The sequence below is a fragment of the Dyella soli genome (assembly GCF_054482295.1).
Genome location: NZ_JBTFFU010000002.1, coordinates 666146 through 686079, shown reverse-complemented (window position 1 = coordinate 686079; position 19934 = coordinate 666146). Strand labels below are relative to the sequence as shown.

General features: G+C 68.0%; 13 protein-coding genes. 4 read left to right on the top strand and 9 right to left on the bottom strand.

The window, feature by feature from the left end; translation table 11 throughout:
• Nucleotides 1-61 precede the first annotated feature (61 nt).
• Nucleotides 62-433, bottom strand: a complete 372-nt coding sequence (locus ACXU4B_RS13425) for a VOC family protein (protein WP_131411713.1) — start codon at nucleotides 431-433, stop codon at nucleotides 62-64.
• 25 nt (nucleotides 434-458) lie between these two features.
• Nucleotides 459-2393 carry an ATP-dependent DNA helicase gene (locus tag ACXU4B_RS13420; protein WP_131411714.1) on the bottom strand — a complete coding sequence of 645 codons (1935 nt, stop codon included), beginning with the start codon at nucleotides 2391-2393 and terminating at the stop codon, nucleotides 459-461.
• A gap of 77 nt (nucleotides 2394-2470) precedes the next feature.
• Between ACXU4B_RS13420 and ACXU4B_RS13415 the strand changes: the two genes are divergently transcribed.
• On the top strand, nucleotides 2471-2848 hold the full coding sequence (locus tag ACXU4B_RS13415) for a VOC family protein (protein ID WP_131411715.1): 378 nt from the start codon (nucleotides 2471-2473) through the stop codon (nucleotides 2846-2848).
• Between the two features lie 235 nt (nucleotides 2849-3083).
• Here the strand turns inward: ACXU4B_RS13415 and ACXU4B_RS13410 are convergent, their stop codons facing one another.
• A complete protein-coding gene (locus ACXU4B_RS13410; protein WP_131411716.1) occupies nucleotides 3084-6107 on the bottom strand; it encodes a TonB-dependent receptor in 3024 nt (1007 codons plus the stop codon).
• Between ACXU4B_RS13410 and ACXU4B_RS13405 the strand changes: the two genes are divergently transcribed.
• On the top strand, nucleotides 6086-6688 hold the full coding sequence (locus ACXU4B_RS13405) for a helix-turn-helix domain-containing protein (protein ID WP_131411717.1): 603 nt from the start codon (nucleotides 6086-6088) through the stop codon (nucleotides 6686-6688). The genes ACXU4B_RS13410 and ACXU4B_RS13405 overlap by 22 nt on opposite strands.
• Nucleotides 6689-6812: 124 nt before the next feature.
• On the opposite strand, the gene ACXU4B_RS13400 is transcribed toward ACXU4B_RS13405, so the two are convergent.
• The 5 genes from ACXU4B_RS13400 to ACXU4B_RS13380 all read right to left on the bottom strand — a co-directional run bounded on the left by ACXU4B_RS13400 (nucleotide 6813) and on the right by ACXU4B_RS13380 (nucleotide 14596).
• On the bottom strand, nucleotides 6813-7343 hold the full coding sequence (locus tag ACXU4B_RS13400) for a tetratricopeptide repeat protein (protein WP_131411719.1): 531 nt from the start codon (nucleotides 7341-7343) through the stop codon (nucleotides 6813-6815).
• Nucleotides 7344-7345: 2 nt separating this feature from the next.
• Entirely contained in the window at nucleotides 7346-9667 is a 2322-nt protein-coding gene (mrcB, locus tag ACXU4B_RS13395) for a penicillin-binding protein 1B (RefSeq protein WP_131411721.1), read from the bottom strand.
• A 141-nt stretch (nucleotides 9668-9808) separates the two neighbouring features.
• Nucleotides 9809-10654 (bottom strand): NAD-dependent epimerase/dehydratase family protein, encoded by an 846-nt coding sequence (locus ACXU4B_RS13390; protein ID WP_131411723.1) that lies wholly within the window; start codon nucleotides 10652-10654, stop codon nucleotides 9809-9811.
• Between the two features lie 10 nt (nucleotides 10655-10664).
• Complete coding sequence (locus tag ACXU4B_RS13385) at nucleotides 10665-12383, bottom strand: tetratricopeptide repeat protein (protein ID WP_131411725.1); 1719 nt, start codon at nucleotides 12381-12383, stop codon at nucleotides 10665-10667.
• A 77-nt stretch (nucleotides 12384-12460) separates the two neighbouring features.
• Complete coding sequence (locus tag ACXU4B_RS13380; RefSeq protein WP_131411727.1) at nucleotides 12461-14596, bottom strand: RelA/SpoT family protein; 2136 nt, start codon at nucleotides 14594-14596, stop codon at nucleotides 12461-12463.
• 115 nt (nucleotides 14597-14711) lie between these two features.
• Here ACXU4B_RS13380 and ACXU4B_RS13375 point away from each other — a divergent pair, with 115 nt between their 5' ends.
• Nucleotides 14712-15188: a hypothetical protein gene (locus tag ACXU4B_RS13375; RefSeq protein ID WP_131411729.1), complete on the top strand. Its 477-nt coding sequence runs from the start codon at nucleotides 14712-14714 to the stop codon at nucleotides 15186-15188.
• Nucleotides 15189-15254: 66 nt separating this feature from the next.
• On the opposite strand, the gene hrpA is transcribed toward ACXU4B_RS13375, so the two are convergent.
• Nucleotides 15255-19331, bottom strand: coding sequence for an ATP-dependent RNA helicase HrpA (hrpA, locus tag ACXU4B_RS13370; RefSeq protein WP_131411731.1), 4077 nt, complete (start codon nucleotides 19329-19331; stop codon nucleotides 15255-15257).
• Between the two features lie 119 nt (nucleotides 19332-19450).
• Here hrpA and ACXU4B_RS13365 point away from each other — a divergent pair, with 119 nt between their 5' ends.
• On the top strand, nucleotides 19451-19918 hold the full coding sequence (locus ACXU4B_RS13365; RefSeq protein WP_131411733.1) for a Dps family protein: 468 nt from the start codon (nucleotides 19451-19453) through the stop codon (nucleotides 19916-19918).
• The last annotated feature ends 16 nt before the right edge of the window (nucleotides 19919-19934 follow it).

Genomic DNA, 19934 nt, shown 5'->3' with positions numbered 1-19934 from the left:
GCGCGGCCACGGCCGGGGCGCCCGCCGGGCAATTGCCGGCGGGATCATGACGAAACGGCGATCAGGCGGCCGGTGGCTGCCACAGTTCGATGCGCGTGCCTTCCGGATCCATGATCCAGCCGAAGCGCCCGTACTCGCTTTCGTCGACGCGATCGTCCACCGTCACGCCAGCGGCGCGCAGCTGCGCGAGCAGGGCGTCAAGGTCGTCCACGCGGAAATTGACCATGTACGGCTGCGTGCTCGGCGCGAAATACGTGGTGTCCGCCGCAAAGGGCGACCACAGCGTGTAACCGGCACGCGACGGGTCCTCGCCAAACCTGGCGCCGCCCCACTCCTCGACCGGCAAGCCGAGGTGTCGCTCATACCATTCGCCCAGCGCCTTGGGATCGCGCGCCTTGAAGAAGAACCCGCCCAGTCCGATGACCTTGGCCATGACCCTGCCTCCCGGTAGCTGCCCGCTAGGCGGGCGAAGACACTTCATCGTCGAAGAACGCCTGCACATCCGCCAGTTCGCGCGTGCGCGGCATCAGCGGAAGACTGGCAAGGAACAGCCGTCCATATCCCTTGCTGGTCAGGCGTGGATCGCACAATACCAGCACGCCGCGGTCGCGCACGTCGCGGATCAGCCGCCCGGCGCCCTGCTTGAGCGCGATGACCGCGCTGGGCACCTGCCAGCCCATGAACGGATTGATGCCCGCCTGCTCCAGCGCCTCGAGCCGGGCCTGCAGCACGGGGTCGTCCGGCGCGGCAAACGGCAGCTTGTCGATGACCACCACGCTCAGCGCCTCGCCCGCCACGTCCACGCCTTCCCAGAAACTGGCGGCACCCAGCAACACGCCGTGGCCACTGGCGCGGAATTCCTCCAGCAGGCGATGGCGCGGCGCCCTGCCCTGCACGAACAGCGGCCACGGCACGCGTTCCTGCAGCAATTCCGCGGCGCGGCGCAGGGCGCGGTGCGAAGTGAACAACAGGAACGCGCGCCCATGCGAGGCATGCAGCACGGGCAAGACCGCATCCAGCACCCGATCGGTGTAATCGCGCGTGGAAGGGTCGGGCAACGCCGCCGGCAAGTAACACAGCGCCTGCGTCGCGTAGTCGAAGGGACTTTCCACCTGCAGCGTCTGCGGATCATCGAGCCCCAGCTGGCGCGCGAAGTGATCGAAGCTGCCCGCCACCGACAGCGTGGCCGAGGTGTGGATCCACGCCGCCTGGGCCTGCTCGCGCATCGCGCGCAACGGCGCCGCAAGATCGAGTGGCGTGGCATGCAGGGCAAATCCGCGCGGATACAGCTCGTACCAGCGTACATCCCGCTCGCTGTCGCGCTCGGCGATGCGATCGAGACGCTCGCTGAGATGCGCAGCGCGCTCATGCACGTTGGCGAAGCCACGCGAACGCTCGGCCTGCGACACCAGCACGTCGGTGAGCCCGGCCAGCACCTCGCGCAGTTCGTGCAACGATCCGGCGCTGGCGCCGCTGGCTTCGAGCAGATGGAACGGCCCGCGCTCGGGCAGCGCGTCCATGGCCAGGCGCAAGCGGCGGACAGCGTCCTGCAAGGCCTCCACGGGTTCCAGCAAAAGGCCGATCGCACCGGTGACGCCGTTGCATTCGCCGAGGCTGTCCTGGGCCAGCTCGGTGAGCTGTCGTGCGCTGATGCTCTGCGAGAAGAACTGGCCCGCCAGCTCCGGTATCTGGTGCGCCTCGTCGAGAATGAAGGCATGCGCGCCGGGCAGAATCTCACCGAAGCCCTCCTGCTTGAGCGCGAGATCGGCAAACAGCAGGTGATGGTTGACCACCACCAGGTCGGCTTCCTGCGCCTCGCGGCGCGCCTTCACGACATGGCAGTCGTCGTAGAACGGACACTCCACGCCCAGGCAGTTTTCAGGCGTGGAAGTGACACGCGGCCATAGCGGCGATTCCTCCGGTACCTCGGCCAGCTCCATGCGATCGCCGCGTCGGGTGCGCGCCGACCACGCGCGAACGGCCGCCAGTTGCGCCGCCTGTGTCCGGTCGAAGCTGGCGCCCTCGCGCACGGTCTGGTCGAGCCGGTACAGGCACAGGTAGTTGGCGCGTCCCTTCAGCAGCGCCGTCTTCACGTGCGCAGCGAGCACCGAGCGCACGCGCGGCAAATCGCGGAAGTACAACTGGTCCTGCAGCGCCTTCGTGCCGGTGGAAATGATCACGCGCTGGCCGGACAGCAGCGCCGGGACAAGATAGGCAAAGGTCTTGCCGGTGCCGGTACCGGCTTCCGCGATCAGCGTTTCGCGCTCGGCGATGGCATGCTGCACCGCGCGCGCCATCGCCTGTTGGGCGGCGCGCGGGGCGAAATTCGGCAGCTCGCGGGCGAACGGGCCATCCGTGCCCAGCAACGCGGCGACATCCTCGTGTTCGATCATCGCGCCAGTATCGCCGACCTGGGCCGCGCCCGCGAATGCCTTAGACTTCCCCTGCCCTGGCATGCGGAGTCCACCCTATGTCCACGCCCATCAGCTGCATCGGCCAGATTGCCGTCACCGTGAGCGATGTCGACAAGGCGCTGGCGTTCTATCGCGACATTCTTGGCCTGGCCTCTCTGTTCCGGCCCGCGCCCAATCTTGCCTTCCTCGACTGTGGCGGCGTGCGGCTGATGCTGTCGACGCCGCAGGGCGCCGGTGCGGTCGGCGCCAACTCCATTCTCTACTTCAAGGTGGGCGATATCACCACGGCCTTCCACGCCATGCTCAATCGCGGCGCGGTCGGCGAACGCGAACCGCACTCCACTGCCGAGCTGTCCGACCACACGCTGTGGCTGGCGTTCCTGCGCGATCCGGACGGCAATCTGGTCGGCCTGATGGAAGAGCGGCGGCGCTGACGCCTCCCTCCCGCGATCGAGGAAGGCAGGCACAGGCCCGCACGGCGGCGGCCCCCGCGCGAAGCCTTGCGACCGGACCGCCACCGGATGCGCGCCAGATGTTCCTGGCGCGCACCGCCCATGCGGATCCGGCTTGCTTCCTCAATGAAACGGCTTCGGGGTGGCCGCGCCATCAAGGTGTGCCCCCGAAGGGCCCGGGAGCCACTCTCCTCGCCCATGCCCGCGCCCCGGGGACCTACAGCGAAAAGTCATACTGGACCTGCAGACGCGCATACCGGGGCGCGTTGTAGTACTTGGGCAGCTTGTAGTTGGTGTACGCGGTCTTGCGACCCCCATTCGAAATGGTTTCCGACTGTTCGTAGACGAAGGTCGGCGCATCGTTGTTGAACAGGTTGATCACCGAGAGTTGCACGCCCAGGCCCTTGGCCCACGACGGCTGGTACATCAGGTTCGGGCTGACCGTCCACAGCCACGGCGTGCGTCCGGCCGTGCCTTCCGGGCTGACCTCGCCGTTGCAGACGTGGAACTGCGCGCCGTAGCCGAAGTGGGTACCGAGCGTTCCGCCGCCACCGCCGTAACAGCTGATCGGCGCACCCGATTGGGCGAGCAGGTTGAGACCCGCCGACCATTCGGGCGTGAATTTGTAGGCACCGTAGAGCTTGATGCTGTGACGACGATCGTTCGGCAGATAGCCGTTGGCGCCCACCATGATCTCGGGGAAGTCGAAGTCGGCCGTGGTACCCGTATCGGACTGGCCATTGCTCGACTTCACCAGGCCCTCGGTGTTGCCATAGCTCTTCGACCAGGTGTAGGACGCGTTCACGTAGTACCGGTCTGACTGCTTCTCGGCACTGAACACCACGCCCTGGTAGGAGCGCTTGGCGGGCGGGCCAAGCACAACGCCTGGAATGGTCACGTTGAACGTGCGCGCCGAGCCATCCAGCGTGGTGGCAAGCGCCAGCGCGCTGCCGGGGTTGTATATCCAGCAGCCACCCATGCCGGCAGGTACCGACCACTGATCGTCCCAGGCACCGGCCACGCCCTGTTTCACCGCCTCCGCATAGAACGGACGCGAATCACAGGTATCGTCGATGGTGGTGCGCAACCTGCGATAAGTGGCCTTGACCCCGACCGTCCACTGATCGAGAAAGCTGGTATTGCTGCGCAGGCTCTTCTGGAAGCCCAGGATGTACTCGTCCTGCACATACGGTTTCAGGTCCCGGGAAGCCACCGCACGCGGATTGGGCGTGCTGCCGTTCTCGCCGTTGAGTACGTAGTGCCCCTGACTGCCTTTCTTGCCTACCAGTACCGGCGAGCCGTCGGGATTGATGCCCGAATAGAGGCTGTCGTCCTCGGTATAGAGCGATGCGGTCGCGGCCCGCAAGGCGACATTGGCCGCGATCGGCAGGGAGTACCGACCGGCGCTGCCGGCCACCTTGAACGACGCGTCGCCGAGCACATCCCACGAAAAGCCAAGGCGAGGCTGCCAGATATTGGCCTGCCAGACGAAGGTTTCGCCGGCACCGTTCCGGTTGTTGAAGCCGTCGTTGCGAATGCCACCGTACAGCAACCACTTGTCGGTCGCCTGCCAATGGTCTTCCAGGTACCAGGACTTCTGCCCGACCTCGATATGTCCGCCCGTGCGGAAGTCATACGTGATCACCAGACCCGGCGCCTTCGGCCGGGGCCTGGAATAGTAGTAATGGTAGGCGCCGCCCGAATAGGAGCTACCCGCGTCGGACGACCACCTTTCATCGGCATAGCCCGCGCCCAGGTCGTGATCGCCAAGTTTCCAGTCGAGGTCCACGCGCCACGCCTTGCGCTGGTCCTTGCCGCCATACACGTCGACGCTGCTGGTGATGGCGCAGGTGGCCGGACCCCATGGGGTGCCGTTGTACGCGGTGTAGGCGCAGCCGGCAGCCGGCGCGAAGATATTGCCGTCGTAGCGCGTGACGATGCCGGTCGGACTGACCGTGTAAGTGGAATTGTTGCTGTCCATCTCGCCCCACTGGCCCGTCAGGGTCAGATCGTCGGTGAGATAGCCGGTGTACTTGACGATGTTGGTCAGGCCACCGTGCTTGCTGTGCAGGTCGCCCTTGTAGGCCGTCCTGGATGCCACGCCGTCGACGTAGGGGGCCTTGTAGTAGCTGTAGATATTGCTGTCGGTATTGTTGAAGCCCGTGTATTCGAGATGGTTGGCGTCGTTGATGTTCCAGTCGAGCTTGACCACCCAGTACGGACTCCGGGTAGTGAAGTCGTAGGCGGTGGACGTCGAGTTGGCATTGCTCAGGCTCGAGGTCGAGGAAGCGCCATAGGTGGTGCCGGTCGAACGTGTCAACTCGGCCAGTGCAAACAGGAACAGCCGGTCCTTGACCAGCGGACCACCCAGCCACGCGTCATAGGTGTTGCTGGCGCTGCTGTTCTTGTCGTACTCGCGGAAGGTGGTGCCGTTGGCGCGCCTGACGTTGGGTGAAGTTTCGCGTGCCCATGCCGGTGCGGTCGTCCAGCTCACCCCGCCCTTCCACTCGTTGGTGCCGCGCTTGATATTCACCGAGGTCACGCCACCGGTGGAGAAGCCGTATTGCGCACCGTAACCGCCGGATTGCACGTCGAGCTGGTCGATGGCCTGGAACGGCACCTGGCCGAACGACAGGTTGTTATAGAGATTGGTGACGTTGAAGCCGTTGACGTAATAGCTGTTCTCGGCGACCGACGAGCCGCCGAACGACGGCAGGTTGCCGAACACGCCATTGCCCTTGACCACGCCCGGGGCCAGCGTTGCCACGCTGACGATATCGCGCGGTACCGGCAGCGCGTTCAACCGGGAAGCCGAGAAGGTGGTACGGGTGTCGACCGAACTGACATCGATGGTCGGGATGGCATTCGCAGTGACGGTCAGGGTAGACAGCCGGGTCGCCTGTGCTGCTTCGGCGCTGAAGTCGACCTGCGCGGTCTGGCCAGCCAGCACGGTGACCTGACTGGTGCTGACGGCCTTGCCGTTGCGAACCAGCTTCACTTCGTACCTGCCACTGGGCAGCGCGGGTACGCGGAACTTGCCGTCGGCCGCCGGATTGACCGCGCGCGACAGACCCGAGTCGAGGTTCCGGATGACCACCGCGTCGCCGGCCGCGTGATCGGTGGTGCCGGCGATGTCACCCGCCGTGCTCTGGGCCAGTGCGGCGCCGCTGCCGAGGCCAAGGGCGATGCCCAGCACCAGCCGGTGGAGGTTTAACGTGGATGATGCGCTGCGCGAAATCATTTCGAGTGTTCTCCCCGTGGAAGTCAGGCGCGATTCGCCGCGATGCCGCGAGTGACCGGCGACCAGCGCTGGAACGCAGCGCCCTCCGCGCTGCGGGGGAGAAACAATCAGAACATGGATTGCAAGTCAAACTTGCTTTTCATGCCGTACGAACTCACAAGAATGGCTTGGCAATAAGGCTTGCCAACGCAAGGTTTAACTTGCCTACCAAGAAAGCAACCAATCCCCATGCAGGTTTCGCGGAACGCTTACAGGCAGCCTGCGATGCCGCTGACATTCCCGCTGGCCGGGCCCGCAGCGCCGCGCTCGCCCTGCGTTTTGCCGTATCCACCGAAGCGGTGCGCCAGTGGCTGCACGGGCGGGCCTTTCCCGAGGTGTCGCGGCTCGTGGAGATGGCGGAGGAGTTCGAATGCAGCCTGGACTGGCTGCTGCTGGGACGGCTGCCTTCCAGCGGGCAGGTACGCGAGCCCGGCGGCGCCTACAAGACGCTGACCGCGCAGGAACGCGCCGTGGTCAGCGCCATGCGCAAGTTGAATGCCCGTCGTCGCAACGCCCTGGTGCAACTGCTCGCGGAAGGCTAGGCGCACGTCGTCAACTTTCGTGCGGCGACAGCAGGCGCACGAACTCGCCGGCTTGGCAGCGCCGGGCGGCCAGCCCAGGGCCGGATGCGTGAGCGATGTGCCGCCGCAGGCGCGCCGCGACGACTCAGTAGCGCTGCAGGCCTTCCACGTGGCACTGCGCCACGCTCTTGCTGGCCGTTGCGGCGCCGGCATCGTCGCCGGCGTGCTCGCGCAACTCGGCGATGGTCTGCCAGTTGCGTGCGCAAAGCGGCCCCAGGCGCGGTCCCAGTTCCCACGAGCGACGCGCGAGTTTCTCGGCGCCGGCGTAGTCCTTCAGATGGATCGCCAGCTCGGCGCGATCCTGCAGCAGTCCCGGTGAATCGGGGCTCAGCTTGAGCGCCTGGTCGAGCTTGTTCGCCGCGGCATCGTACTGGCCGGTGCGGATGTCGCCCTCGGCCGCATCCTGCAGCGCGGCCACGCCGGCATCACGCAGCGGATTCACGTCGATGGCCGACTTTTCCTTGTCGCCGGCCGCGTGGATGGACGCCAGCATCTGTTCGTCCGACCGGCTGGGACGGGTGGACTGCGACGGCGCGACGGGCTCGCTGCAGGCAGCCAGCAGCAGTGCCGCCACGACTGCGGGCACGGAGGTGTAACGAAGGGTACGACGGAACATGATCAGTCTCGGGTGGGAGCCGTGGAGGCCGGTGCGGGTGCCTGTCCACCGCCGCCGAAAAGATTGCCGACACGCTGCCAGAAGCAGCCCTCGGCTTCCTGCGACAGTGTACCGGCGACGACCGGTAGTTGACGCGCTCCGTCGCACCCCTGTTCCACACGCTTGCCTTCACTCATCCACGCAAGTTCCAGCCCATCGCCGGGCGCCGCCGACAATGGCCTGGTCGGCAACTTGCGGAACAATTCCTGCCACGCGCGCAAGCTGCCGGTGGCGCCGTACAGGCCACTGGGCTTGTTGTCGTCGCGGCCCATCCAGAACAGCGCCAGGTGGTCGCCGGTGAAGCCGGCAAACCAGCTGTCGCGCATGTCGTTGCTGGTACCCGTCTTGCCGGCGGCGTTGAGGTAGGCGAGGCCGGAACTGCCGATCGACGCCGCCGTGCCCGAACGCGCCACCTGCTGCATGGCCCAGGTCACCAGGCGCACGGCGGGCTGGTATTCGCCCGGCCCGGTCTTCACCTGGTAGCGCTTGATGGTCTGGCCCTTGCCATCCACCACGCCACGCACCGATACCAGCGGCAGCGCGTGCCCGTCGGCGGCGATGTACTGGTAGAGCTGGGTCGCCTGCAGCGGCGAGAGATCCACCGCACCGATCAGCAGCGAGGGGCTCGGATTCACGTCCTCGAGACCGAAGGACTCGAGGAACGACTTGATGCGCGACACGCCAATCGTCATGCCGAGGTTGATGGTCGCCAGGTTCCACGAATGCACCAGGCCGTCGATCATCGGCACCGCGCCGTGGCTGTCGCCCTCGTCATTCTTCGGCGTCCAGAAGCTGCCGTCGGGCTGGCGCATGCTGACCGGCGAGTCCTCGACCATGCTGCCGAGGTTCCAGCGCTCCGGCTGCGCGAGCGCCACCAGGTAGACCAGCGGCTTCACCAGCGAGCCGATCGGGCGGCGCGCATCGAGCGCACGATTGAAGCCCTGGTCTCCGGGCAGCTTGCTGCCCACGATGGCCAGCACGGCGCCGGTCTGCGTTTCGGTCACCACGGCGGCGGCCTGCGCGGCGTCACCACGCTTGCCCAGGCTGCTCATGGTGCTGGTGATGGCCTGCTCCGCGTACAACTGCGCAGCCGGATCGAGCGTGGTGAACACGCTGAGGTTGCCGTTGGACAGCGTCTCGTCGTCGAAGTCGGCGGTGATCTGCGCGCGCACCAGCTGCATGAAGGCGGGGAAACGGTTGTGTGGCAGCTGGCCGTTGGTGACGATGCCCAGCGGCGTCGCCTTGTACGCGGCCGCCTGGTCGGCAGGCACCAGGCCGGTCTCGACGAACTCGTCCAGCACCAGGTTGCGACGCGACATCGCGCGATCAGGATAGCGGCGCGGGTCGTAGTAGCTCGGCCCCTTCACCATGCCGATCAGCAAGGCCATTTCCTGCGGCTTGAGGTCTTCCATGCGGCGGCCGAAGTAGAACTCCGAGGCGGCGGCGAAACCGTGCACCGCCTGGCTGCCCTGCTGGCCGAGGAACACCTCGTTGATGTAGGCCTCGAGGATGCGGCTCTTGTCGTAATGCGCCTCGATCAGGATCGACATCAGCGCTTCGTTGAACTTGCGCGTGAAGTTCTGTTCGCGATCGAGGAACAGGTTGCGCACCAGCTGCTGCGTGAGCGTGGAGCCGCCCTGCACCGTGTGACCCGCGCGCAGGTTGGCGAACGACGCACGCAGGATGGCCGTGAGGTCGATGCCGAAGTGATGCTTGAAGTCGCGGTCCTCGACCGCCTGCAGGCCGTTGAGCAGCAGCGGCGGCGCGTCGGTGAGGCGCACGATGCGGCGCTCTTCCTGCTGCGAGCCGTAAAGCGTGGCGATGCGCGCGGGATCAAGATGCGCCAGTGCGATCGCCTTGCCGCTGGCCGAATCCTTCACGCTGGCGATCTGCCCCTTGCCCAGCGCCAGGCGCACGCGCTTGGCCAGCTCGCCGCCATCCGGCCCGGCATAGCCGCGCGAGGCGATGGTGTAGGTGCTGCCGTCCCGGGTCCAGGTACCAGCCACCTGGCCGTGGCCGTCGTTGCTGTAGCCCGCGAAGGTGAGCTCCAGTTCCAGCGCCGCGGACGACATCGGCACGCCTGCAGCAAGCGGCAGCGGGCGCGCGTAGATGCGCGTGGGTACCGCGAACACCAGGTCGTTGAAGCGATCCTGCACGCGCTTGTTCAGCACCATCGTGTAAGGCAGCACGAAACCAAGCAACAGGCCAAGGCAAACCCAGAAGGGAATGCGCACCCAGGGCCAGGCGGCGCTGGCGAACGTACGGAGACGGGTCAAAACGGCCAATGAAGGGGAATCCTGAACGAAGGCACGGGGATCATAGGGCCTGCTTCCCGGCGGGCATCTGAACGCCGCAGGAAATTTCTGGCAATCGGGAGGCAAGACCGGGGCCGGCGGCGGCCCATCGCCCGCCAGCGGGGGCTTTCCTCAGGGCGGCGCCACCGGCGTCCAGCAACTGGCATCGGGGTGGAACGGGCGCGGCGAGACGCCCAGCAGCCGCTGCAGCTCGCTGTTGTCGGCCACCAGGTCGGCCTCCAGCCGGGTCAGCGGACCGCGCAGGCGCGGCACGGTGTGGCGGCCCATGCGCAACATCCACGCCGGCACCGGCACCGGCAGCGTGGCTACCGGCAGGCTCTGGCGGACGCGGGCAAACATTTCGCCGGCCGGCAGGCGTTCACCGCCGCCCAGCGGCAGCACGCGGCCCGCGGCCTCGGGGCGGTCGAGCGCAGCCATCACTGCCTGGGCAATGTCATCGGCATGCACCGGCTGACGCAGCCCGCGCCCGGCCGGCAGGGGAAACACCCGCCACTGCATCGCACGCCGGGCAATCGGCGTCAGGCTCTTGTCCAGGCCCGTGCCGTAGATCAGCGTGGGACGAAATACCGTCCACGGGCTGCCGTGGCGTTCGCAGACAGCGGCCAGCGCCGCCTCGCCCGCCTGCAGGGTCTGCGCCAGCGCGCGCTCGGCCGGTACATCCGAGGCCTGCTTGGACTCGGCGCTCATCGAACTGGTGGCAATCACCCGCGTCGACGGCGACAGGGCGACCGTGCCCAGCCACTCGGCGAAGCGCAGCAGCGGCCCGAAGCTGATGATCGCCGACGGCGGCTCGATCACCGGCATGGCGTGCGGCAACTCGCCGGTCAGCCAGCGGACGCCCGGCGAGCCCTCGCGGGCACGCCGGCTCAACGCCAGCACCTCGGCCCCGCGGGCATGCAGTCGCGGCAACAGGCACCGGCCGATCTGGCTGGTGGCACCAAGAACCAGCACGGTCATCCGGCTCACCTCAGGAACCTGCCTGCAGGCGCGCGGTCAACGCCGCCAACCGGGGATTGCCCGGCGCCAGCTTGCGTGCGCTGTCCAGCGACTGCGCCGCACCGGCGCGGTCGCCGCTTTGCAGCTGTTGCTCGGCCTGGTCCATCCATGCGCTGGCCAGCCGCTGGCGCAAGGAACCCAGGCCGGCATTGCCCGGCGACAGGTCGGCCAGGTCGGCGAGACGATTGCCTGCCACGGCCAGGTTACCGCTGGCCAGCGACTGGTTGAACTGGTTCATGGCGACGCCGGGCAGGCCTTCCAGGCCACGCCGCGCCGCCTCGTTGTTGCCGTCGACGGCCAGTGCCTGCCGATAGAGGTCATAAGCGCTCTCGCCCGGCGGCAACATCAGCTTGCCGTCCCGTGCGGCCACCTCGGCGCGCTGGATCGTGCGCGCCAGCTCGGTGCCCTGCTGGGGCGTCAGCGCGGGGTGCTGCATCGCTTCACCGGACTGTGCCGATTCGGCCACTACGTCATTTGCCACCTGCGCCGCCGGGGACCTTCGCGTATCGCCCAGCCGCGCACGCGCCGCCGTCAGTTCGGCCGAGCGCGGTGCCAGTTCGGCGGCCTGGTCGAGCAGCTTGCGCGCCTGCGCGGCGTTGCCGCCATCCACGGCCGCATTGGCCTGCACGATCAGCGCCTGTGCCACCTGGCCCAGGCCGGCCTTGGCATCGGCATTGTCCGGATCAATGGCCAGCGCGGCCTTGTAATGGGCAAGCGCGGTGTCGTCGCCCGTGCCGGCGATACGGCCGGCGCGCAAGGCGTCCTCGCCCTGGCGGAGGGCTTCGGCGAGCGCACCATTGCCCGCCTGATCCACCGGCACCAGGGCGGCGCGCAGCGCCGGCAATTCGCCGAAGTTCGGCAGCAGGGCGGCAATGCGATCAACCAGGGCGGACGCCGTGGCGCGGTCGCCGGCGTCCAGCGCCTTGTGCACCTGGCTGGCGAGCGCCTCGCCCACCTTGTCCAGCCCATGGGCCGCGACGGCATTGCCGGGATCGGCGGCCAGCACGCGGTGATACAGCGCGCCGGCGCCGTCTTCGCCGTCGAGCTTGCCTGCCTCGAAGGCCTGTTGCGCCTGCTCGATCAGGTGTTCGGTCTGCACCGAACCGTTGCGCGCGCCGGACAGCGCCTGGGTCAGGCGATCGACGTCGGCACCACCGCCGAGCAGTTCCCGTGCCGTGGCGAGCGCCTGCTCGGCCTCGTCCAGTTTGCCGGCCTGCAGCGCGGCATCGGCGCGCGAGACTTCGGCCAGGCCGACGTTGCGCAGGCCGTCGCGGGCACGGTCGTTGTCGGGCTGCAAGGCCCGCGCCGCCTCGAACAGTTCGCGTGCGCTGGTGCCGTCATTGCCGTCCAGATGGCCATCCTGCAGGGCGGTCTCGGCGCGCCCGAGCACGCCGTCGAGTTCCGTACTGGGCACCAGGCCGCGCAGACGGTCCTGCCCCAGCCACAGCGCCGTGCCGGCACCGATGGCAAGCAGCAGCGCCAGCGGGATCAGCCAGCCGCGACGGCGGGGACGTTGATCGCCGCGGGCACGCGAATGCCCGCGACGCAATTCGGGATCCAGCGTGAACTTAGGCAGTTCGTCGCCTTCCTTCGCGCGCGGCGCTGGCGCGTCCAGACGGTCCAGGTCACCCAGGGTGGGTTCCGTGCGGCCTTGCGACCCGTGCTCGTGCTGGTCTTTGCGTCCGTTCATGGGCTCACGACAATGGGATCAATCCAGCGCAGCTTAGCATTGCGCCCGCGCGCCACCGGGCGGGCGGCGCACGCCGTTCAGCCGGTGCTGACCCGGCGCGCATCGACCACGTTGGGCATGGCCACCAGCCGGCTGAGCAGGGCGGACAGCTCCTCGAAATCGCGCACGCGCAGCGTAAAGCGCATCTCCACTTCGCCGCTGTGGGTGAAGACCCGGCTCGACGACGCAATGATGTGGATGCTCGCGTTGCTGATCATGCTGGTGACGTCTTTCTGCAGGCCCTTGCGGTCGTAGCCGTGCAGCTCGATGTCGACCTCGTAGGCACGCGCCGCCGCCTTGCCCCACTCCACCTCGATCACGCGATCGGGATCGCGCGCAGCCAGTCGCGCCAGGCTGGCGCAGTCGGCCCGGTGGACCGAGACGCCACGGCCACGCGTGACAAAGCCGCGCACCGAATCACCCGGCAGCGGCTGGCAGCAACGGGCCAGCGTGGTCAGCAGGTTGCCGACGCCTTCGATGCTGAGTGCCCCGTGGTCGTGCGGCGCCTGGCGCGGCGCCAGCGGCGGCGCCGACTGGGTCACGGCCGGTGGCGGCGCCGCGGCTTCCTGCAACACGCGCGCGATCTGGCCCGGCGCCACTTCGCCCAGGGCCAGCGCAACCAGCAGTTCGTCGTGCGTCTTGAGGTGGAAATGCGTGGGCAGCTTGCCGATGTCCGCCGACGGCAGGGCCAGGCGCCGGAGTTCCTTCTCGAACATGGCGCGCCCCGCCGCGAGGTTCGCGTCGTGTGCGATGCGGCGAAACCAGGTGCGCACCTTTTCCTTGGCGCGCGACGTGTGCAGGTAGCCGTGGTGCGCCGACAGCCAGTCGCGGCTTGGTTCGGCCACCTTGGCCGTGAGCACTTCCACGCGATCGCCGCTGTGCGGCTGGAAGGTCAGTGGCACGATGCGGCCATTCACCTTGGCGCCGCGGCAGCGGTGCCCCACTTCGGTGTGCACGTGATAGGCGAAGTCCAGCACGGTGGCACCGCTCGGCAAGTCCACCACCTCGCCCTTGGGCGTCAGCACGTAGACGCGGTCTTCCAGCAGCTCGGTGTGCAGCTCGGCGGCCAGGTCGCCGTCGCTGTCCGGGCGTGGCTCGAGCAGGCGGCGCATCCAGGCGATCTTCGCCTCGAACTCGCTGTCGGCGCTGCCGCCCTCCTTGTAGCGCCAGTGCGCCGCCACGCCCAGTTCGTTGATGCGGTGCATGTCGTGCGTGCGGATCTGCACTTCCAGGGTCTTGCCGCGAGGGCCGACCACGGCGGTGTGCAGCGAGCGGTAGTCGTTGCCCTTGGGCCGCGCGACGTAATCGTCGAACTCGCCCGGCAGGTGCGGCCACAAGGTATGCACCACACCGAGCGCGCCGTAGCAATCGGCCACGTTGTCGACCAGCACGCGCACGGCGCGGATGTCGTAGAGGTCGGAAAATTCCAGCGCCTTGCGCTGCATCTTTTTCCAGATGGAGTAGATGTGCTTGGGCCGACCGGCCAGCTCGGCGCGAATACCGGCGGCCTCGAGCGCGCGTTGCAGCACGTCGAGCGATTCGCGGATGAACTCCTCGCGGTCGCTGCGGCGCTCATCCAGCAGCCGCGCAATGCGCTTGTACGTTTCCGGATGCAGGTAGCGGAAGGCGAGATCCTCCAGCTCCCACTTCAGTTGCCAGATGCCGAGCCGGTTGGCGAGCGGCGCATGGATGTCCTGCGTGAGCCGGGCCAGCGGCATGCGTGCAGCATCGGGCAGCGTGTTGGCCGCGCGCATGCGCGCCAGCTGCCGCGCCAACAGGATGAACACCACGCGCAGGTCGCGGATGATCGCCAGCAGCAGGCGACGCAGGCCCTCCGCGCCGTGGTCCGCGCCGTGCTGCGCATGCAGCGCCCAGACCTTTTCGGCTGCCACCTGCCCGCCGACCAGTCGCTGCAACTCGGCGGGCAGCGCGCCTTCACGCTGCTCCCACAGGGCGGGATCGACACGCGCCACCTCGAACCACAGTGCCGCGGCCTGCGTTTGCGCATCACAGCCCAGCATGGCCAGCAGATCGAGCACGTCGACGCATTCGGCCTGGTTCACCGCCAGCGGCGAGCACGCGTCGAGCACCTCGGCCAGCACCGGCGGCACGGCGCCCGTGCGTTCGCGCCACGCGGCGAGACCCGGGCTTGCTTGGAGGGCGGCTTGAACCATGCCGTCATTCTAGTGCAGGCGCAGCGCCGCACCCGCTTCCCGCATGAACCGGCGGTTCATGCCGTGTATGCTGCGCCGGCGCCGTCCCTTCACTTGTGCTCGAGAGGTTTGCCCCATGCGCCTGGCCCGCCTGCTGCCATTGATGATGAGTTTCGCCCTCGCCGTTCCCTCCCTGTCGCATGCCGCGGACCAGTACGTGCCGCTGCAGCAGCGCATGTCGCCGGAAGAGTTCAAGGCCACCGGCCTGGACAAGCTCTCGCCGGACGAGCTGAAGAACCTCGACGCCTGGCTGAGCGGGCACGGCAAGGTCGTGACCAAGGTGGTCGACGAGGCTGGCAAGCCGGTGTTCTATCCCACCAGCGAGAAAGCCGCCCCGGTGCAGGGGCGCGTGCAGGGTGAATTCAGCGGCTTCAGCGGCCACGGCGAGTTCACCCTGGACAATGGCCAGGTGTGGAAACAGGCCGACAACACGCGCATCGCCTGTCTGACCAGCAACAATCCGAAGGTGGAGATCAAGCGTTCGCTGTTCGGCAACTGGATGATGTCGGTGGATGGCTGCAACGACACCACCAGCGTCACGCGCGTACGCTGAGCGCACGCGCCGCGGAAGCTGTCCCTGGACCTGGTCCGGGCGCAGCTTCCGCCAGGCCAGCGCCGCTCAGGCCAGCGCTTCCAGCGCGCGCATGAGCCGCTTGGCGGAGACGGGTTCGGCGGTCTTGAGCTCCTGCGCGAACAGCGACACGCGCCATTCCTCGATCAGCCAGCGCAGTTCGGCGAGCCCTTCGGTGCCGGCGGCGCGATGCCTGAGATAGTCGCGCCAGAACGGCAGCACCTGCAGCAGGCGCTGCTGGTCCCTGGCCGGGTCCTGGCGCAGCCGTTCGGCACGTAGCCGCATGGCCTTGAGGTAACGCGGATAGTGCGCCAGGCGCGAGGTCGGCAACTCGCGCAGGAACCCCGGCGTGAGCAAGGCATCGAGCTGTTCGCGCAGGTCGTCGTAGCTTGCGCGCGCAAAGCCCATCAGCGGCGGCGCCAGCCACGGCTTGAGTTCAGCCTGTGCCTCGATGATCGGCTCGGCCAGCTTCAGGCGCTCCACCGCCGCGGCGAACAGTTCGCGCGATGCCTGCGCACGCAGCGCCTCGAACGCGCCGGCGGTGCGCACGTCCAGCGAATGGCGCTCGAGCAGGTCACTGAAGCCGCCCTCGGCGAGGTCCTCGCGCAGGCCATCGACGCCGCCCAGCGGCGCGTATTTCAACGCCAGCGGATTGGCGACCGGCAAGCGGCGACGCGCCTGCTTCAGGTCGCTGGCCAGCGCATTGCGCAACAACCGCACGACGCCCAGCGCATGCGCCTCGCGCGCCTCATCGCTGCGCTCGAACACGCGCAAGGCCACCGTCTCGCCGAGATCGACCAGCGCGGGAAACGCGAGCAGGCCGCCTGAGGAGCGCACCTGCGCGGGAATCTCCTCGAAATCCCAGCTGGTGACATCCTCGCGGGTGAGCTCGATATCGGTCTTGCGCGAAAACGCCTCGCGCGCCTGCCCTTCCCACTGGCCGCGCAAGTCCGCCAGGTCCCGGCCGGTACCGAGCGTGCGACCGTTCTCGTCGTGCAGGCGATAGCGCATGCGGAAGTGTGCGGCCAGCTCGACGGCGTCGAACTCGGCGGCCGCCACGTCCACGCCGGTGGCGCGCCTGAGGAAGGCCGCCAGCGCCCTCGCCAGCGACTCGTCACGCGGCGCCTCGGCCTCGACAAAGGCGCGGGCGAAATCCGGCGCTGGTACGAAATTGCGCCGCAAGGCCTTGGGCAGGCCACGAATGAGCTCGGCCACCTTGTCCGCCAGCAGGCCCGGCACCAGCCACTCGCAACGCGCCGCAGGCAGCGCATTCAACATCGCCAGCGGCAGGTGCAGGGTGACGCCGTCGGCTTCGTCGCCGGGCATGAAGCGGTACTCGAGCCGGTACTTCTGCGGCGGGATCTCCAGCGACGCCGGAAACACCTTCGGGTCGAGGCCCGCACCGCCGCTCATGACATCGTCCAGCGACCAGCGCAGCGCCGCCTGCTCGGCGGGTCGAGCCTTGCGATACCACGCGTCCAGTGCGCGGCTGTCGGCGACGTCCTGCGGCAGCTTGCCTTCGAAGAAGCGCACCAGCTCGTCCTCGTGGCGCAGCAGGCCTTCGCGCCGCCGCCTGGCTTCGATGCCGTGCGCGTCGTCGAGCACGCGCTGGTTGGCGCGGATGAAATCGGCACGCGCGTCGATCTCGCAACGCACGAGCGCCTCGCGCAGGAAGATCTCGTGCGCCAGCGCGGGGTCCTGCTGCTGGAACGTCACGGGGCGCCGTTCAACCAGGGTGAGCCCGAACAGGCCCACCTGCTCGTAGGCCACCACATGGCCACGCTTGCGCGACCAGTGCGCGTCGCGGCAGGAGGAACGCAACAGATGCGCGGCCTGCTGCTCGATCCACAGCGGCTCGACCCGTGCGCACATCATGCCCCACACGCGTCCGCCGACATCGAGGATCTGCGCGGCGAAGATCCAGTTGGGCGGCACCTTGGACAGCGCCGAGCCAGGGAACACCTGGAAGCGACGCTCGCGCGTGCTGCGATAGACGCCCTTCTCGTCCTTGTGCCCCACTTGCGTGGGCAGGCCGGCGAGCAGGCTGCGGTGGACGGCTTCGTAGTGCTTCGCCGCCTCGTCGTCGCCTTGATTCCCTCTCCCCTGTGGGGAGAGGGTTGGGGAGCGGGTTGGGGTGAGGGGCGGGTGCTCGCGGGAGCCCTGCCTGGATTTGTTCTTTTCAGCGACAACAGCCTGAGCCTTTGCAGCGCCCCGCGAGATTGCCCCCTCACCCCGGCCCTCTCCCCGGAGGGGAGAGGAAGAAGTGCTGTTCCACCCCAGCTCCTGCACCACCAGCAGCAGCTGCCGGTGCAGCTCGCGCCATTCGCGCATGCGCATGAAGCTGAGGAAGTGCCGCGAGCACCAGTCGCGCAGCTTCGACTGCGTCAGGTCCTCGTGCGCCTTGCCGTAGTCGCGCCAGAGATTGAGCACGCCGACGAAGTCGGACTTGGGATCGGCAAAGGCTGCATGGGCCGCATCCGCCTGCTGGCGTGCGTCGGCGGGGCGCTCGCGCGGATCCTGGATGCTCAGGAACGAAACGATGGCCAGCAGCTCGCGCAAGCTGTGCAGCTTTTCCGCCTCGACCAGCATGCGCGCCAGCTGCACGTCGATCGGCAGCCTGGCCACGGTGCGGCCGATCGGCGTGAGCTTGCGCGCCTCGTCGATGGCGGAAATTTCGGCGAGGCGCCGATAGCCGTCCGCCACCACGCGCGGATCCGGCGCCTCGAGGAAGGGGAACTGGTCCACTTCGCCCAGTTGCAGCGCCAGCATGCGCAGGATGACGTTGGCCAGCGACGAGCGCAGCAACTCCGGATCGGTATACGCGGCGCGACTCGCATAGTCGGCCTCATCGTAGAGGCGATAGCAGATGCCCGGGCCGACACGACCGCAGCGGCCCTTGCGCTGGTCGGCGGCAGCGCGGGAAATCGGCTCCACGTGCAGGCGCTCGAGCTGGCTGCGCTGGCTGTAGCGCTTCACGCGCGCCTGGCCCGAATCGATCACGTAGCGGATGCGCGGCACGGTCAGCGAGGTCTCGGCCACATTGGTCGCCAGCACCACGCGCCGCTTCGGGCCGGGCTTGAACACGCGGTCCTGGTCGCCGGCGGAGAGGCGTGCGTACAGCGGCAATACCTCGGTCTCGCGATACTGGCGGCGCGACAGCAACAGATGCGCATCGCGGATTTCACGCTCGCCCGGCAGGAAGATCAGCACGTCGCCGCGCGGATCGTCGCGGGTGATTTCATCCAGCGCGGCGGCCACGTGCTCGGCGCTGCCCTGTTGCAGGTCGCCCCCGCGCTGGCCAGTCGTCCCGGCGCGCGCAGCCAGTTCATCCACGGAGCGCCAGCGCACTTCCACCGGATAGGTGCGCCCTTCCACCGCCACGATTGGCGCGCCGTCGAAATGCTCGGCGAAGCGCGCGGTGTCGATGGTTGCCGAGGTCACGATGATCTTCAGCGTGGGGCGCTTGACCGCCAGCCGCTTCAGGTAGCCCAGCAGGAAGTCGATGTTGAGGCTGCGCTCGTGCGCCTCGTCGATGATGATGGTGTCGTAGGCACTCAGCCAGGGGTCGCCCTGCGTCTCGGCCAGCAGGATGCCGTCGGTCATGAACTTGACCAGGGTGCGCTCGGACACCTGATCGTTGAAGCGCACCTGGAAGCCGACCTGCTCGCCCAGCGGCGTGCCCAGCTCCTCCGCCACGCGCCGCGCCACCGAGCGCGCGGCCAGCCGGCGTGGCTGCGTGCAGCCGATCATGCCCGCTTCGCCGCGACCGGCGGCCAGGCACAGTTTGGGCAGCTGGGTGGTCTTGCCCGAACCGGTTTCGCCGGCAATCACCACCACCTGGTGCTGGCGGATCAGCTCGACGATCTCGTCGGCACGCGCGGTGATGGGCAGGGATTCGTCCAGCCGTATGGCCGGCTTGGCCTCGGCGCGGGCGCGGCGTCGGGTCGCAGAGGCCTCGATATCGGCGGCCAGTGCCGCGAGTTTCTTTTCGTCGAAACGGCGCGAAAGCTCGCGCCAGCGACCCTGGAGGCGACCGTAGTCGCGGCTGGACACGTCATCGAGCGCCTGGCGCAGCTGGCGCAGGCGTGGATCGGAGGCGGCGGGGGAAGTGGGTGCGTGGGTCATCGGACCGCACATGATAGCCGCTGACTATCGCCCGCATTGGCAGGATTCATTTCCCCGCCATGAACCGCGTCGATAAGCTGGCTGCAGCTTCCACCCCACCCCCTCGAAAGGAGCAGGACATGGCCATTTCCATCGGTATCGGCAAGCAGGACCGCGAGCAGATCGGCGAACACCTGTCCAAGCTGCTGGCGGACACGTATTCCCTCTACCTGAAGACGCACAGCTTCCACTGGAACATCACCGGGCCGCACTTCAACAGCCTGCATGCGATGTTCGAGACGCAGTACAACGAGCTATGGCTGGCCGCGGACGAAGTGGCCGAGCGCATCCGTACGCTGGATGTGTTTGCACCTGGCTCCTACAGCCAGTTCGGCAAGCTCACCTCCATCAAGGAGGAATCCGGCATCCCGGACTGGAAGGACATGGTCAGCCAGCTGGTCGAAGGCCACGAGATCGCCGCGCATACCTCGCGCCAGGTCATCCGGGCGGCCGATGCGGCCGGCGACGAAGGCACCGCGGACATGGTGACGGGCCGCCTGAAGGAGCACGAAAAGACCGCGTGGATGCTGCGCTCGCTGTTGAAGTGAGGCCGCGCGCGGGCGC

Coding starts and splice junctions, on each gene's coding strand:
- ACXU4B_RS13410 (WP_131411716.1), bottom strand. CDS start 6,107: ATGATTTCGCGCAGCGCATCATCCACGTTAAACCTCCACCGGCTGGTG.
- ACXU4B_RS13425 (WP_131411713.1), bottom strand. CDS start 433: ATGGCCAAGGTCATCGGACTGGGCGGGTTCTTCTTCAAGGCGCGCGAT.
- ACXU4B_RS13380 (WP_131411727.1), bottom strand. CDS start 14,596: ATGGTTCAAGCCGCCCTCCAAGCAAGCCCGGGTCTCGCCGCGTGGCGC.
- ACXU4B_RS13375 (WP_131411729.1), top strand. CDS start 14,712: ATGCGCCTGGCCCGCCTGCTGCCATTGATGATGAGTTTCGCCCTCGCC.
- ACXU4B_RS13390 (WP_131411723.1), bottom strand. CDS start 10,654: ATGACCGTGCTGGTTCTTGGTGCCACCAGCCAGATCGGCCGGTGCCTG.
- ACXU4B_RS13385 (WP_131411725.1), bottom strand. CDS start 12,383: ATGAACGGACGCAAAGACCAGCACGAGCACGGGTCGCAAGGCCGCACG.
- ACXU4B_RS13365 (WP_131411733.1), top strand. CDS start 19,451: ATGGCCATTTCCATCGGTATCGGCAAGCAGGACCGCGAGCAGATCGGC.
- ACXU4B_RS13415 (WP_131411715.1), top strand. CDS start 2,471: ATGTCCACGCCCATCAGCTGCATCGGCCAGATTGCCGTCACCGTGAGC.
- ACXU4B_RS13420 (WP_131411714.1), bottom strand. CDS start 2,393: ATGATCGAACACGAGGATGTCGCCGCGTTGCTGGGCACGGATGGCCCG.
- ACXU4B_RS13400 (WP_131411719.1), bottom strand. CDS start 7,343: ATGTTCCGTCGTACCCTTCGTTACACCTCCGTGCCCGCAGTCGTGGCG.
- ACXU4B_RS13405 (WP_131411717.1), top strand. CDS start 6,086: ATGATGCGCTGCGCGAAATCATTTCGAGTGTTCTCCCCGTGGAAGTCA.
- hrpA (WP_131411731.1), bottom strand. CDS start 19,331: ATGACCCACGCACCCACTTCCCCCGCCGCCTCCGATCCACGCCTGCGC.